Source organism: Oryzisolibacter sp. LB2S, from assembly GCF_040732315.1.
Lineage (GTDB): Bacteria > Pseudomonadota > Gammaproteobacteria > Burkholderiales > Burkholderiaceae_C > Alicycliphilus > Alicycliphilus soli.
This window is the reverse complement of sequence record NZ_CP160388.1, coordinates 998,748-1,014,062: the sequence shown is the minus strand read 5'-3', so window position 1 is coordinate 1,014,062 and position 15,315 is coordinate 998,748. Positions and strand designations below refer to the sequence as shown.

The following is a 15,315-nucleotide window of genomic DNA, read 5'->3' as shown; positions in this document are numbered from 1 at the left end:
GAATCTCAGCGCAGCGTCGGCGCCGCGCGCATGCCGCGCAGCACGACCTCACCAAAGGTGGCGCCAAACTTGCGCGCCAGGCGCTCGGCGACATTGTCGCGGCGCGTGTAGTCGATCACATCCTCGGCCTTGACGACCTCGCGCGCCACATAGTCCAGGCTGCCGTATTGGTCGGCCAGGCCCATTTCCACGGCCTGCTGGCCGGTCCAGAACAGGCCGCTGAAGGTCTCGGGCGTGGTCTTGAGGCGCTCGCCCCGGCCCTGCTTGACCGCAGCGATGAACTGCTGGTGGATCTGGTCGAGCATGGTCTGCGCATAGCCGCGCTGCTCGGGCGACTGCGGACTGAAGGGGTCGAGAAAGCCCTTGTTCTCGCCGGCGGTGAGCAGGCGCCGCTCCACGCCCAGCTTTTCCATGGTGCCGGTGAAGCCAAAGCCGTCCATGAGCACGCCAATGCTGCCGACGATGCTGGCCTTGTCGACGAAGATCTCGTCGGCCGCGGCCGCGATGTAGTAGGCAGCCGAGGCGCAGGTCTCCTCCACCACCGCGTACACGGGCTTGTTGTACTTGGCCTTCAGGCGCGTGATCTCGTCGTTGATCATGCCCGCCTGCACGGGGCTTCCGCCGGGCGAGTTGATGAGCAGCACCACGGCCTGCGAGCCCGAATCCTCGAAGGCGCTCTTCATGGCCGCGACGACGAACTCGGCGCTGGCCTCGGCGCCCGCGGCGATTTCGCCCTTGACGTCCACCACGGCCGTGTGCGGCGTGCTCTTGGCGGTGCTGGCAATGTCGCGCTGCAGGGTTCCCCAGACGATCAGGCCCAGCAGCACGAGCCAGCCGAAGCGCCAGAAGTTGCGCCAGCGCCGCGCCGCGCGCTGCTCGGCCAGGGTGCCGAGCACGAGCTTCTCGAGCACCTCGCGCTCCCATCCCGGGGCCGATGAAGCGAGCTTTTTTGCTTCAGAATCAGTAGCTGTCCGCGCCCACAGATCGGGCGGTTGAGACGAATTTTCATCAAAGCCACTGGGTTCGCGGCGGGTGGGGTCGGTCATGATGTCAAAAGGCCACGGGCTGTAGATCGGGGGCAGTATGCCAGTACACCATGCCCGCTTCCTCGCTCAGCGCCACCTTGACCAACGGACCGCGCGCCGGGCCGCCCAGACAGGCGCCGGTGTCGGGTGCAAACAACGCTCCATGGCTGGCACAGATCAACAGGCAGCCGCTGTCGTCGAAGAAATGGCCTTCGCGGAAGTCCAGCTCCATGGCCACATGGGTGCAGCGGTTCAGATAGGCATGGACCTGGCCCTGGTAGCGGATGGCAAAGGCGCGCAGGTTCTGACCACGGTGGCAGACGTCGAAGGCCACGGCCAGGCCGCCATCGACCAGGGCCGCGCTCTCGCACAGGGGCAGGCGCCCTTCGTCGGCGGGCGCCATCAGGCCTGCTCCAGCAGCCAGCGCTCGAGCTCGGCCACGGACGGCGCCACGCACAGCGGCCCGAGCGCGGCGAACTCCCCGGGGTCATGCGCGCCATAGGCCACGCCGACACTGGCGCAGCCGGCGGCGCGCGCCATCTCCAGGTCGTGCGTGGTGTCGCCAATCATCAGTAGGCGCTCGGGCGCGACGTCGAACTCGGCCATCAACTCCTGCAGCATCAGCGGGTGCGGCTTGCCCGCCGTCTCGTCGGCCGTGCGCGAGCCATCGAACATGCCGCGCAGCTGCACCATCTGCAGCACCTGGTCCAAGCCACGCCGGCTCTTTCCCGTGGCCACGGCCAGCAGATGGCCGCGCGCGCGCAGCGCCTGCAGCATGGGCAGCACGCCGGGAAACAGCGTCACGTCCTCCTGGCGCTTGAAGTAGTGATAGCGGTAGCGGTTGGCCAGCTCGGTGTATTTCTCGCGCGGCACGTCGGGCGCTGCATGCGCCAGTGCCTGGGGCAGGGCCATGCCTATGACCCAGGCGGCGGCCTCGTCGCTGGGTCTGGCATAGCCCAGGTCGCGCACCGCGTCCTGGATGCTGCGCACGATGATGGCGGTGGAGTCGAACAGCGTGCCGTCCCAGTCGAAGGCGATCAGGTCGAAGCGGCGCGGGCGGGATTCAGGCATGGGAGGGTTCTGCGTAGAGGAAGGCCGCCAGCTCGGGCGGCAGCTCGGCGTGCAGCGTAAGGCGCTCGCCGCTGTGGGGATGGTCGAACTGCAGTCGCCAGGCGTGCAGAAACATGCGCCTGAGGCCCTGCTTGGGCAGCCGCCGGTTGAGGTCGAAGTCGCCGTACTTGTCGTCGCCCACGATGGGGTGGCCCTGGCTTGCCAGGTGCACGCGGATCTGGTGCGTGCGCCCGGTCTTGATGGTCACCTCCAAGAGGCTCATGGCGGGCAGGCCCTGGAGCGCGCGCGCGGGGATCTGCTCGCGCACGCGCACCAGGGTGATGGAGCGCATGCCGTCGGGATCATCCTGCGTGGTCACGCGCACGCGGCGCTCGCCGTCCGCCTGCAGGTATTTGTGCAGCGGCAGGTCTATGACCTTTTTGTTCGCGGGCCAGCTACCCTGCACCAGGGCCAGATAGGTCTTGCCGGTCTCGCGCTCGCGAAACTGGTCCTGCAGGTTCTTGAGCGCCGAGCGGCGCTTGGCCACGAGCAGAATGCCCGAGGTCTCGCGGTCCAGGCGGTGCACCAGCTCCAGAAAGCCGGCATCGGGCCGGGCGCGGCGCAACTGCTCGATGACGCCGAAGCTCACGCCGCTGCCGCCATGCACGGCCACGCCGGCGGGCTTGTCCAGCGCAATGAGCTGCTCGTCCTCGAGCAGGATGGGAAATTCGCGTGCCGGCGCGGGGCGCTCGGCCTTTTCCTGCGCGCGCTCGGACACGCGCACGGGCGGCAGGCGCACCAGGTCGCCCACGGCGACGCGCGCATCGGCGCTCGTGCGGCCCTTGTTCAGGCGCACCTCGCCGCTTCGGATGATGCGGTAGACATGGGTCTTGGGCACGCCCTTCAGGTGGCGCAGCAGAAAATTGTCCAGACGCTGGCCCGCGGACTCGGCATCGACCTCGACGATGCGGGCCGCAGGGGCTTGGGCCGCAGCCGGGCCCGGGGCGGGTTTGCCGCCTATAATGTGTTTCACCTGCGTGACGAATGTGTAAGCGGTTGATTTGTCTGAAGTTTAAAGGACACGGCCCGGCTCGGCGCGCAGCATGGTGGATGCCCCGGTGCGTAGTGCGCAGTTTGCAAGGCTGCACGACACGCCAGTGGCTGACGCATCGAATGACCGAAACACGGAATACAGGCCGACACTGACTCCATCAGAGCGCAGTGCCCGGCGGATCAAAGCGAAATCATGTGGGTTGTACTGGCTTGGATATCGTCCCTGTGGCAGGAGCGCCAGCGCCTGCCTATGGCACGAAAAACGCCGGAAACGCCCAACCGGAAAGCGCCAACAGCTCCTCTATTGATAGCTGACAGCCCCGCCATCCGGCTCGCCCCCATCCACGCCCCTCCTCCCCGACCACGCGGCTGACCGGCCCCGTGGCCGCGGTGTGCCCGGCCCTTTCCCTTTCTTTGGTTTCGATGCGCCAGTCCAGGCATTGACCGCCCCTCACGGGGTGTTTGTTGGGACATGAGACGCGGGTCGCGCCATGCGCGCCCGCACAAGAACAACGCATTGAAGCAAAGGACACGCATCATGAAACGGATGCTCATCAACGCCACGCAGCCCGAGGAACGCCGCCTGGCCATCGTCGACGGCCAGAAGCTGCTGGACTACGAGATCGAGATCGAAGGGCGCGAGCAGCGCAAGGGCAACATCTACAAGGCCGTCGTGACGCGCGTCGAGCCGTCGCTGGAGGCCTGCTTTGTCGACTACGGCGAGGACCGCCACGGCTTTCTGCCGTTCAAGGAAATCTCCAAGCAGTACTTTGCCGAGGGCGTCTCGCCCAGCCAGGCCCGCATCCAGGACGTGATCAAGGAAGGCCAGGAGCTCATCGTCCAGGTCGAGAAGGAAGAGCGCGGCAACAAGGGCGCGGCGCTGACCACCTTCATCAGCCTGGCCGGGCGCTACGTGGTGCTGATGCCCAACAACCCGCGCGGCGGCGGCGTCTCGCGCCGCATCGAGGGCGAGGACCGCGCCGAGCTCAAGGAGGCGATGGACCAGCTCGAATACCCCAAGGGCATGAGCATCATCGCGCGCACGGCCGGCATCGGCCGCTCCGCGCCCGAGCTGCAGTGGGACCTGAGCTACCTGCTGAAACTGTGGGGCGCCATCGACGGCGCGGCCAAGGCCGGCAAGGGCGCCTTCCTGATCTACCAGGAATCGAGCCTGGTGATCCGCGCCATCCGTGACTACTTCAACAGCGACATCGGCGACATCCTGATCGACACCGACGACATCTACGAGCAGGCGCAGCAGTTCATGGCGCATGTGATGCCCGAGCATGCCGCGCGCGTCAAGCGCTACCGTGACGACGCGCCGCTGTTCTCGCGCTTTCAGATAGAGCACCAGATCGAATCGGCCTACGCGCGCACCGTGCAGCTGCCCTCGGGCGGCGCCATCGTCATCGACCACACCGAGGCGCTGGTCTCGGTGGACGTGAACTCGGCGCGCGCCATCAAGGGCGGCGACATCGAGGAGACCGCCACGCGCACCAACCTCGAGGCCGCCGACGAGGTGGCGCGCCAGATGCGCCTGCGCGACCTGGGCGGCCTGATCGTCATCGACTTCATCGACATGGAGGAGAGCAAGAACCGCCGCGAGGTCGAGAACCGCCTGCGTGACGCGCTGCGCCAGGACCGCGCGCGCGTGCAGTTCGGCACCATCAGCAAGTTCGGCCTCATGGAGATGAGCCGCCAGCGCTTGAAGCCCTCGCTGTCCGAGGGCGCGCACATCCGCTGCCCGCTGTGCGACGGCACGGGCCATGTGCGCGACACCGAGGGCTTTGCGCTGCAGATGCTGCGCATGATCCAGGAGGAGTCCATGAAGGACAACACCGCCGCCGTGCACTGCCAGGTGCCGGTGGAGGTGGCGAGCTTCCTGCTCAACGAGAAGCGCAACGAGATCGCCAAGATCGAACTGAGCAAGCGCGTCTCGGTCATGCTCATCCCCAACAAGTCGCTGGAGACGCCGCACTACAAGCTCGAGCGCCTCAAGCACGACGACGCGCGTCTGGACAACCTGGACGCCAGCTACAAGCTCGCCGACGTGGCCGAGGAGCAGACGCGCATCACGCGCCGCTCGCAGGAGCCGACGAACAAGCAGCAGCCCGTGATCAAGGGCGTGCTGCCCGACGCCCCCGCCCCCGTGGCCGAGCCGCGCCCCGAGGGCGCGCAGCGCGGCGGCGCGCGCGGCCAGGGCCAGCAGCGTGGTGCGGCCGCACCGGCGCCCGAGCCGGCACGCCCGGCACCGGCACCTGCGCCGGAACAGGGCTTCTTCGCCTGGCTCAAGAGCCTGTTCGGTTTTGGCCCGGCACCCGCACCGGCGCCCGTGGCCGCCCCCGTGGCGCAGCCGGCCGAGCCCGCGGCGCGCACCGAGCAGCGCCGTGACGGCCGCAACGGCGAGCGCGGCAACCGCCGCGGCGAGCGTGGCGGCAACCGCGAGGGCGGCAACGCCGAGGGCCGCGGCCGCCGTGGCGACCGCCAGACCGAGGGCCGCGAAGGCCGCGAGGGCCGTGACAACCGCGAGGCACGCAACGGCCGCGACGGCGCACGTGATGCACGTGAGGGCGCACGCGACAACGAGCGCCGCAACGAGCGCGCCGACGGCGAATCGCGCCGCGAACCGCGCGAGGGCCGCGGCAACCGCGAGCGCGGCGAGCGCACGCCTCAGCAGCAGCCGCAGCAGGCCGTGGCCGACCAGTCCATGAACGGCGGCGACAGCGCGGCCAGCACCACCGAGCGCAGCGAACGCGCCCCGCGCAACGGTGAACGTGGCGAGCGCGGCGAACGCCGCGAACGTGGCGAGCGCCGTGAGCGCGCGCCGCGCAACGAGGACGGCACCCCGACCGCGGACTTCGTCGACACGGCCCCCCTGGCCGCCCTGCCCGACCTCGACCTGACGCTGGGCGACGCGCCAGCGGCCACCACGCCCGAGGCACCCGCCGGTGGCGAGGAACGCCGTGAGCGCCGTTCGCGCGACCGCTACGGCCGTGACCGCCGCGAGCGTGGCGAACGCGGTGAGCGCGGTGAGCGCGGCCCGCGCAACGCCGAGGCCGCGCCCGCCGCGCCTCTGATGGACTTCGACCTGCCCGCTGCCCCCGCCGAGGCGCCGGCACCGCAGGCCGAGGCCCAGCCCGCGCGCCGCAGCTACTTTGCGCAGCCCGCAACGCCCGCCGAGGCACCCGCCGAGGCCGCTGCCGAGGCGCCCGTGACCGCGCCTGCCGCCGAGGAGGCACCCGCAGCAACTGCAGCACCGGCAGCCCAGGCCAGCGTGGCCGAGGCCGAGGTCGCACCCGCCCCGGCCCAGGCCGAGGTGGCGCCCGCCGCCGAGGCCCAGCCCGCCGCACCCCAGGCCGCCCCCACAGGCGCCCTGCCGCGCGTGCAGGGCTTCACGCTGCCCGTGGCGGCGCTGCAGCAGATCGCCCAGGCATCGGGCCTGGAGTGGATCAACTCCGACGCCGACAAGGTCGCCGCCATCCAGGCCGCCATCGCCGCCGAGCCCAAGCCCATCCATGTGCCGCGCGAGCGCCCGCCCGCCGTGGTGCTGGACGAAGGCCCGCTGGTGCTGGTGGAAACGCGCCGCGACCTGCGCGAGCTGCAGCTTCCGTTCGACCAGGAAGGCCGCGCCTGAGCGTGACCTTCACCCCCGCGCTGCCGGAGATCCTGGCAAGTGGTGTGCAGGCTGCGCACCACACCGCCGTCATCCCCGCGCAGGCGGGGATCCACGGCAGCGACGAAGGGGCCGCACGGGTGGCGCCTGGATCCCCGCCTGCGCGGGGATGACGGTCGAAGCGCTCGGCCGCTGCCCCGTGGCACATGGATCCCCCTGCCGTCGATGACGTGACATGCTGCCGCGCGGTGGGCCCATCGCAACCCAGCTCAACGTATCTTCAATACATCAAAACCATAGCTGCCTGCGCTTGACACACAAGGGCTAGGAGGCTGTCGGGCTTGGAGCGCCGAAAGCGAAAATCGGCCCCAGCGAGACCAGTTTTTGCCGGGTTTGCAGCCCAATAGCCAAGCTATTGGGCAAAAACACGGTGAAAAATGGGCCGCTGCGGTCGATTTGCAGCCGGCGATTTCCAAGTCCGACAGCCTCCTAGAGCCCGATTTGACCTGAAGTCTGGCAGCCTGGAGCCACGCATGCTGTTCCTGCTCTCCCCGGCCAAGTCGCTGGACTACGACAGCCCCCTGCCCGAGGGCCTGCCGCACACCGCACCCACCTTCATGGCGCAGGCCGCGCGGCTCATAGACGTGCTGCGCGAGAAGTCGCCGCAGGACATTGCCTCGCTCATGTCCATCAGCGACCCGCTGGCCGCGCTCAACGTCGCGCGCTACGCCGCCTGGCGTGCGCGCGCGACGACGGCCAATGCGCGCCAGGCCGTGCTGGCCTTCAATGGCGACGTGTACGAGGGCCTGCAGGCGCAGAGCCTGTCGCGCGCCGACCTGGACTGGGCCCAGCAGCACCTGGCCATTCTCTCGGGCCTGTACGGCGTGCTGCGCCCGCTCGATCTGCTGCAGCCCTATCGCCTGGAGATGGGCACGCGGCTGGCCACCGACGCCGGCGCCAACCTCTACCAGTTCTGGGGCAAGACCATTGCCGAGCATCTGAACCAGCGCCTCGCGGCAGACGTCACGCCGGTCGTGGTCAACCTGGCCTCGCAGGAATACTTCAAGTCCGTGGACCGCAGGACGCTCAAGGCGCGCGTCATCGAATGCGTGTTCGAAGATTTCAAGGGCGGCCAGTACAAGATCATCAGCTTCTACGCCAAGCGCGCGCGCGGCCTCATGGCGCGCTACGCCATCGAGCGGCGCGTGACGACCCCGCACCAGCTCGAGGGCTTTGACCTCGAGGGCTATGCTTTCGACCCCGGCGCGAGCACCCCCGAGCGCCTGGTGTTTCGCCGCAAGAGCGCCTGATACACGGAACATCGCCATGCCCCCATCCCAAACCGTCACGCCCGAGCTGCGCCAATGGATCATCGACCAGGCCGGCGCGGGCATCACCGCACCCGCACTGATCGCCGCCATGCAGGAGTCGGGCTGGAACGAGGATGTCGCCGTGCAGGCCGTCGAGGAGGTGCTGCGCGCCCATCTGGACGGCCTGGCGCAGTCCAGGGGCCTGCCCGCGGCCGTGCCCGTGCCGGAGCCGGACATTGCCGACTCCCCGCTGTGCATCGACGTGGGCGACCGCCAGGTCGAGGTGCTGATGGCCATGGCCAATCCGCGCGTGGTGCTGTTCGGCAACCTGCTCTCGCCCGAGGAGTGCCAGGCCATCATCGACGCCGCCCGGCCGCGCATGGCGCGCTCGCTCACGGTGCAGACGCGCACCGGCGGCCATGAGGTCAATGCCGACCGCACGAGCGACGGCATGTTCTTCCAGCGCGGCGAGAACGAGGTCGTCGCCCGGCTCGAGCGGCGCATCGCGCGCCTGGTGAACTGGCCCCTGGAAAACGGCGAGGGCCTGCAGGTGCTGCACTACCGCCCGGGCGCCGAATACAAGCCGCATTACGACTACTTCGACCCGGGCCAGCCCGGCACACCGAGCATCCTGCAGCGCGGCGGCCAGCGCGTGGCCACGCTGGTGATCTACCTGAACAACCCCGCCAAGGGTGGCGGCACGACCTTCCCCGACGTGCCGCTCGAGGTCGGCCCGCGCCAGGGCAATGCCGTGTTCTTCAGCTACGAGCGCCCCCACCCGAGCACGCGCACCCTGCACGGCGGCGCGCCCGTGACCGAGGGCGAAAAATGGATCGCCACCAAATGGCTGCGCGAACGTGAATTCATATAAAAATGGCCTCCAGCGCCCAGTGGACGGGCGCTAGCAGCTATTCAACAGATAGCACACCATGACCACCCCGGAACAATCCCAGCTCGGCCGCGCATCGGCCTACAAGGACCAGTACGACGCATCGCTGCTGTTTCCCCTGCCGCGCCAGCCCAAGCGCGCCGAGATCGGCATCACGGGCAGCGCGCCCTTCTTCGGCGCCGACCTGTGGACGGCCTACGAGCTGTCCTGGCTCAACCCGCGCGGCAAGCCGCAGGTGGCCATCGCCCACATCACCGTGCCCTGCGAGACGCCCAACATCGTCGAGAGCAAGTCCTTCAAGCTCTACCTGAACAGCTTCAACGGCACGCGCTTTGCGAGCGCCGACGAGGTGCGCGCGCGCATACGCCAGGACGTGAGCGAGGCCGTCTGGCGCGGCGCCGAGCATGGCGGCACCGTGGGCGTGCGCCTGGTCACGCCGGACCTCTTCGAGCAGGAGCGCGTGCACGAGCAGGAGGGCCTGCTGCTCGACCGCCTGGACATCGAGTGCACACGCTACCAACCCGCGCCCGAGCTGCTGACGGCCAACCATGACGAGGCCCCGGTGAGCGAGACCCTGGTGAGCCACCTGCTCAAGAGCAACTGCCTGGTCACGGGCCAGCCCGACTGGGGCAGCGTGCAGATCGAGTACAGCGGCGCGCAGATCGACCAGGAGGGTCTGCTGCAGTACATCGTGAGCTTTCGCGGCCACAACGAGTTCCACGAGCAATGCGTCGAACGCATCTTCATGGACATCTGGCAGCGCTGCCGGCCCATCAAGCTCGCCGTGTACGCGCGCTACACGCGCCGCGGTGGGCTCGATATCAACCCGCTGCGCACCAGCCACCCCATGCCGCTGCCGGACAACCGGCGCACGGCGCGGCAGTAGCCATAGCCATCAGAACAGCGGCGCCGTGAACGGGTCGGCCTGGGCGTCGCGCGCGGCCGCGTCGCCTTCGCGCACCAGCTGGCCCACGCGCACGCCCAACAGGCGCAGCGGCCTGTCCAGCGGCACGCGCTTGAGGCATTGCCCCGCCACGCGCCGTATCGCGGCCGCGTCCTGGGTGTACTCGGCCACGGTCTGGTCGCGTGTGGCGATGCGAAAGTCGTCGTAGCGCAGCTTGATGCCTATGGTCTTGCCCACATAGCCCTTGCGGTGCAGATCGTGCGCCACCTGCGTGCACAGCGCGGTGAAGATCTCGCCGAGCAGCGCCTTGTCGCGCACGGCGTGCAGGTCGCGCTCGAAGGTGGTCTCGCGGCTCATGGAGACGGGCTCGCTCTCGGTCACCACGGGGCGCTCGTCGCGGCCCCAGGCGGCGTCGTGCAGCCAGGCGCCGCTGCTCTTTCCAAACTGCGCCATGAGCCAGTCGCGCGGGCGCGCCGCGAGCTCGCCAATCGTGGTGATGCCGTGTTGCGCCAGCCGCTCGTTGGTCTTGGGGCCTATGCCGTTGATCTTGCGGCAGGCCAGCGGCCAGATCCTGTGCTGCAGATCCTCGGGCTGCACGATGGCGATGCCACCCGGCTTGTTGAACTCGCTCGCCATCTTGGCGATGAGCTTGTTGGGCGCCACGCCGATGGAGCAGGTCAGGCCCGTGGCATCAAGAATGCTCTTCTGGATCAGGCGCGCGAGCACGCGCCCACCCTCCCTCTGGCCACCGGGCACGCGCGTGAAGTCGATGTAGACCTCGTCCACGCCGCGGTCCTCCATCAGCGGTGCGATGTCGGTGATCACGGCCTTGAAGCGCTGCGAGAAGCGCCGGTACTCGGCAAAGTCCACGGGCAGCAGGATGGCGTCGGGGCACAGCCGCGCGGCCTTCATGAGGCCCATGGCCGAGCCCACGCCGAAGGCGCGCGCGGCATAGGTGGCGGTGGTGATCACGCCGCGGCCCACATAGCCCGACAGGCGCGGGAACTCGTGCAGTGGAATGTCCTGCAGCCGCCCCGCGTATGCGGCGAGCAGCGCATCGTCCTCGCGCCTGCGCCCTCCCCCTATGACCACGGGCAGGCCCTTGAGCTGCGGGTAGCGCAGCAGCTCCACGGAGGCGTAGAACGCATCCATGTCCAGATGGGCGATGCGGCGCGGCAGGTCGGGAGCGCAAGGGGCAACGGGTTCGGCGGTGGTCACGGCCGCCATTGTGGCGCGCGGCTCACAGCCCCTGCAGTGTGATCAGCACCAGCCCCACGAGCATCAGCACCATGCCGATCTTCTCGGGCCGCGTGAAGGCCTCGCTGAGCAGCCGGCGCGACACCAGGTAGCTGAACACCACCTCCACCATGCCCAGCGTGCGCACCGCCGCCGCGCCCTGCATGGCATAGGCCGTGAACCAGGCGAGCGACGCGGCCGCGCCCATGCTGCCGGCCACGAGCGACAGACGCCAGGCCGGCCACAGCGGCGCCAGGCCCCGCTCCGTGCGCAGCGCCACCCAGGCGCCCAGGCCCAGGGTCTGCAGCGCCTGGGCGATGAGCACGCCCCAGGCGCCCGACAGCCAGGGCGTCTCGGCCGCGAGGGCCAGCGCGCCGCCGCGAAAGCCCACCGAGGCGATCGCAAAGCTCGCACCACAGGCCAGTCCATAGAGCGCGGGCCGGCTGGCCCAGGCCGACAGTGACAGCAGCTGCCCGCGCGGCGGCAGCGACAGCAGCAGCACGCCCAGCGTGGCCACCACCATGGCGAGGAGCGCCAGGGGCGTGGGCAGCTCGTGCAGCAGCAGCGTGGCGAACAGCGCCACCTGCAGCACCTCGGTCTTGGACAGGGTCACGGCCACGGCGAAGTTGCGCTCGCTCATGGCCAGCAGCAAAAAGGCCGTTCCCGCGATCTGGAAAAAGGCCCCGAGCGCAATCCAGCCCAGGTAGGCCGCGCCGAACTGCGGCAGCGCCGGCGTGCGCTCGGGCCAGGCGTACAGCAGCGCCAGCCACAGCGCGGCAAACGGCAGGCCATAGAGAAAACGCACCAGCGTCGCGGGCAGCGTGCCCAGCTCCGCCGTCAGGTTGCGCTGGGCGGTGTTGCGCGCGGTCTGGGCCAGGGTGGCAAACAGCACCACCGGCACCCAGAGCCAGGGGAGTACGTCAGGGGATATGGGCATGAAAGGGAGACACGGGCAAGGCCCCGGAGCATAGCCAGCGCCCGCGCCTCACGCCGCGCCCATTGGCGAGGCCGGCCGGAGCGCATGGCGATGGCGCGTGCGGCACCTCAAGCAGGGCGCTGCGATCAATCCATACGCCGTCATCCCCGCGAAGGCGGGGATCCACCCCCAAAACCTCATCGGCTGGCGCGCCGGGCAGTGACCGTCATCCCCGCGCAGGCGGGGATCCAGGTGCCAGCCCGGCAATTGCTTCGTCACTGCTGTGGATCCCCGCATGCGCGGGGATGACGGAGGAGAGATGGCGCCGCAATGCGAGCCAACTCAGCCCCGCGGTGCCACGGGATAGGTGCCCGGCACCAGGATGGTCTTGTCCACGTTCTGGATATTGGTGTGGCCGCAAAACGCCATGCTCACGTCCAGCTCCTTGTGGATGATTTGCAAGGCCTTGGTGACGCCGGCCTCGCCGAAGGCCCCCAGGCCGTAGACCATGGCGCGGCCTATCATGGTGCCGCGCGCTCCCAGAGCCCAGGCGCGCAGCACGTCCTGGCCGCTTCGGATGCCGCCGTCCATCCACACTTCCAGCCTGTCGCCCACGGCGTCCACGATGGCCGGCAGCGCCGCGATCGACGAGGGCGCGCCATCGAGCTGGCGACCGCCGTGGTTGCTGACCACGATGGCGTCCGCGCCGTTCTGTGCGGCGAGCAGCGCGTCCTCGACCTCCATGATGCCCTTGAGGATGAGCTTGCCGCCCCACTGCTGCTTGACCCAGCGCACGTCCTCCCAGGACAGGCGCGGGTCGAACTGCTCGTTGGTCCAGGCCGCGAGCGAGCTCATGTCGGACACGCCCTTCACATGGCCCACCAGGTTGCGAAACGTGCGCCGCTGCGTGCCCGCCATCCCCAGGCACCAGCGCGGCTTGGTCATGAGGTTGACGATGTTCTTCAGCGTGGGGCGCGGCGGCGCCGTCAGACCGTTCTTGATGTCCTTGTGGCGCTGGCCGATGACCTGCAGGTCCAGCGTGAGCACCAGGGCGCTGCACTTGGCGTCCTTGGCGCGCGCAATCATGCGTGCCATGGCGTCGCGGTCGCGCATCATGTAGAGCTGGAACCAGAACGGGGCGCTGGTGTTTTCCGCTATGTCCTCGATGGAGCAGATGCTCATGGTCGAGAGCGTGAACGGAATGCCGAACTTCTCGGCCGCGCGCGCGGCATGGATCTCGCCGTCGGCATGCTGCATGCCCGTCAGCCCCACGGGGGCGATGCACACGGGCATCCTGGCCTGCTGGCCCACCATGGTGGTGGCGGTGCTGCGCCCCTCCATGTTCACGGCCACGCGCTGGCGGAACTTGATTTTCTGAAAGTCGCCCTCGTTGGCGCGATAGGTACCCTCGGTCCACGAGCCCGAGTCGGCGTAGTCGTAGAACATGCGCGGCACGCGGCATTCGGCCACTTGGCGCAGGTCTTCGATGCAGGTGATTTTGGAAAGGTCGGCCATCAAGGCTACTCCGGGAAGAATTTGCAAACGGCAGGCCACAGGGCCTGCTCCGGTGATGGTGGGTGGATCGCGGCTCGATGGTGGCTATTGCACCGGCACGGTCAGCGCGACACGCCGGTTTTCCTGGCGCGCGGCCTCGCTGGTGCCGGCCGCCACGGGGTACTTGGCGCCGAGGCCGCGCACCTCGATATGGTCGAGCGCGATGCCGGAATCGGCCAGCGCCTGGGCCACGGCCTGCGCACGGCGCAGGGACAGGCGCTCGTTGTACTCGGGTGCCCCCTGGTCGTCGGCATGGCCATCCACGCGCAATGTGCGCACGCCCACCTCGCTCAGGGCGCGGCCCATGTGCAGAAGCTTCCGGCGGCTCTCGTCGGTCACGACATCGGAGTCGAAGCCGAACAGCAGCTTGCCCGGCAACTGCAGCTCCCAGCCCTGCTCCGTCTGCACAAAGCCCTGCTCGCGCAGCACCTGGGCGCGGCGCGCCTCATCGCTCATGTGCGGCGCACTCTGGCAGGCGCCCAAGGCCAATGCGGCGGCAACCAGCCACAGCAGGCGCAGCATCCATGCACAAGGAGTTTGCTTCACCATCTCTTTACCCTCTCTACCTGTCCGTCGCACGCCGGCGCCGGCGTGCCTTCACCTCGTACATGGCGGCATCGGCGCCATGCAGCAGGGACTCCATATTGTCGCCCTGCTGCGGGAACACGGCCACGCCCGCACTCACCGAGGGCTGAATCACGCCGCCATCGGCCAGGACCAGGGGCTCGCGCATTGCGGCCACCACCCGATCCGCCATGGCCTGCGCTTGCGCCTGCCCCGTGGGCGCGGCCAGGATCATGGCGAACTCATCACCCCCCAGGCGCGCCGCCACGTCACCGCTGCGCACCAGCCCGTCTAGCCGCCTGGCCACCTCGACCAGCAGCGCATCGCCGGCGCCATGGCCGAGGCTGTCGTTGATGAGCTTGAAGCGATCGCAGTCCATGAACAACAGCGCCATGGGCTGATCCGTGTCGCGCGCATGCGCGATGGCCAACGGCAGTTGCTGCTCGAAGTTTGCGCGATTGGGCAGGCCGGTCAGGCTGTCGTGCAGGGCCAGATGTGTCAGCGCCTTGTTCTTCTGCTGCAGCAGTGCTTCGCGATCCTCCAGCTCGGCCAGCAATGCGTTGAAGTCATCGCCCAGTTCGCGCAATTCGGCCAGGCGTGCCGGCGGCACGCGTTGGCCCTTGGCATGGTCGCGCCGCACCGCGCGCGCCACCTGCGCCAGCGCCTGCAGCGGCGTGACCATGTCGCGCAACATGCGCCGCGCGAGCAACAGGCCCACGGCGCCGCTGACGGCCAGGCAGGCAAGCAGCGCCACCAGCCCCGCGATCAGGAAATTGAGCAGCGCCTGGCCATCGCCGTGCAGCTCGACCTCGCCCACGGGCCTGCCCTCGTACACGATGGGCGCGACCGCCGGGGTCAGCAGCGTCATGCGCGCGAGCGCATACCCGGTGCGCTCGCGCAGGCTGGGGTCACTGCCGCGCCAGCGTGCAAACACGGCCCCGCGTGCATCGCGCACGACGGCGTGGGCCACGCCCTCGCGCGCCAGCATGTGGGCCAGGGTCTGATCGGCCGCCTGCACGTCCTTGAAGACCACGGCGGCCTCGACCGTGTAGGCCACGGAGCGCGCCATCAGCTGCAGATTGCTTTGCTGGTGTACGCGCAGCGCCACCAGCGCCACGACGAGCAGCAGCGACCCGGCCAGTGCCATGGCCATGAGGGCCATGCCCAGATGCGCGCGGCGCACCACGCCGCGTAATGTCGT

Annotated in this window: 13 protein-coding genes; 4 read left to right on the top strand and 9 right to left on the bottom strand. The window is 69.2% G+C overall.

Translation table 11 applies throughout. The annotated features are described in order from the left end of the window. Window positions 1–5 precede the first annotated feature (5 nt). The 4 genes from ABUE11_RS04785 to ABUE11_RS04770 are packed head-to-tail and all read right to left on the bottom strand — an operon-like array spanning window position 6 to window position 3,108. Window positions 6–1,046, bottom strand: a complete 1,041-nt coding sequence (locus ABUE11_RS04785) for a S49 family peptidase (RefSeq protein WP_367067907.1) — start codon at window positions 1,044–1,046, stop codon at window positions 6–8. Window positions 1,047–1,050: 4 nt separating this feature from the next. Then, the gene (locus ABUE11_RS04780) at window positions 1,051–1,428 is read right to left on the bottom strand and encodes a Rieske 2Fe-2S domain-containing protein (RefSeq protein ID WP_367067906.1); all 378 of its coding nucleotides are present in this window, start codon (window positions 1,426–1,428) and stop codon (window positions 1,051–1,053) included. Further along, a complete protein-coding gene (locus tag ABUE11_RS04775) occupies window positions 1,428–2,096 on the bottom strand; it encodes an HAD-IA family hydrolase (protein ID WP_367067905.1) in 669 nt (222 codons plus the stop codon). The genes ABUE11_RS04780 and ABUE11_RS04775 overlap by 1 nt, the downstream gene beginning before the upstream one ends. After that, entirely contained in the window at window positions 2,089–3,108 is a 1,020-nt protein-coding gene (locus tag ABUE11_RS04770) for an RluA family pseudouridine synthase (RefSeq protein WP_367067904.1), read from the bottom strand. The genes ABUE11_RS04775 and ABUE11_RS04770 overlap by 8 nt, the downstream gene beginning before the upstream one ends. 558 nt (window positions 3,109–3,666) lie before the next feature. On the opposite strand from ABUE11_RS04770, the gene ABUE11_RS04765 reads away from it, so the two are divergent. The 4 genes from ABUE11_RS04765 (at window position 3,667) to queF (ending at window position 9,826) form a co-directional block, all read left to right on the top strand. Then, window positions 3,667–6,762, top strand: coding sequence for an Rne/Rng family ribonuclease (locus ABUE11_RS04765; RefSeq protein WP_367067903.1), 3,096 nt, complete (start codon window positions 3,667–3,669; stop codon window positions 6,760–6,762). 512 nt (window positions 6,763–7,274) lie between these two features. Next, window positions 7,275–8,051 (top strand): peroxide stress protein YaaA, encoded by a 777-nt coding sequence (yaaA, locus tag ABUE11_RS04760; protein ID WP_367067902.1) that lies wholly within the window; start codon window positions 7,275–7,277, stop codon window positions 8,049–8,051. Between the two features lie 16 nt (window positions 8,052–8,067). Then, complete coding sequence (locus ABUE11_RS04755) at window positions 8,068–8,922, top strand: 2OG-Fe(II) oxygenase (RefSeq protein WP_367067901.1); 855 nt, start codon at window positions 8,068–8,070, stop codon at window positions 8,920–8,922. A 58-nt stretch (window positions 8,923–8,980) separates the two neighbouring features. Next, entirely contained in the window at window positions 8,981–9,826 is an 846-nt protein-coding gene (gene queF, locus ABUE11_RS04750) for an NADPH-dependent 7-cyano-7-deazaguanine reductase QueF (protein ID WP_367067900.1), read from the top strand. 9 nt (window positions 9,827–9,835) lie between these two features. Here queF and ABUE11_RS04745 read toward each other — a convergent pair whose 3' ends face one another. The 5 genes from ABUE11_RS04745 to ABUE11_RS04725 all read right to left on the bottom strand — a co-directional run bounded on the left by ABUE11_RS04745 (window position 9,836) and on the right by ABUE11_RS04725 (window position 15,276). Continuing rightward, window positions 9,836–11,071 carry a DNA polymerase IV gene (locus ABUE11_RS04745; protein ID WP_367067899.1) on the bottom strand — a complete coding sequence of 412 codons (1,236 nt, stop codon included), beginning with the start codon at window positions 11,069–11,071 and terminating at the stop codon, window positions 9,836–9,838. Between the two features lie 13 nt (window positions 11,072–11,084). After that, complete coding sequence (locus ABUE11_RS04740) at window positions 11,085–12,017, bottom strand: DMT family transporter (protein WP_367067898.1); 933 nt, start codon at window positions 12,015–12,017, stop codon at window positions 11,085–11,087. A gap of 321 nt (window positions 12,018–12,338) precedes the next feature. Further along, on the bottom strand, window positions 12,339–13,511 hold the full coding sequence (locus ABUE11_RS04735) for an alpha-hydroxy acid oxidase (protein ID WP_367067897.1): 1,173 nt from the start codon (window positions 13,509–13,511) through the stop codon (window positions 12,339–12,341). An 84-nt stretch (window positions 13,512–13,595) separates the two neighbouring features. After that, complete coding sequence (locus tag ABUE11_RS04730; protein ID WP_367067896.1) at window positions 13,596–14,099, bottom strand: OmpA family protein; 504 nt, start codon at window positions 14,097–14,099, stop codon at window positions 13,596–13,598. Between the two features lie 13 nt (window positions 14,100–14,112). Then, window positions 14,113–15,276: a diguanylate cyclase gene (locus tag ABUE11_RS04725; protein ID WP_367067895.1), complete on the bottom strand. Its 1,164-nt coding sequence runs from the start codon at window positions 15,274–15,276 to the stop codon at window positions 14,113–14,115. Window positions 15,277–15,315 lie beyond the last annotated feature (39 nt).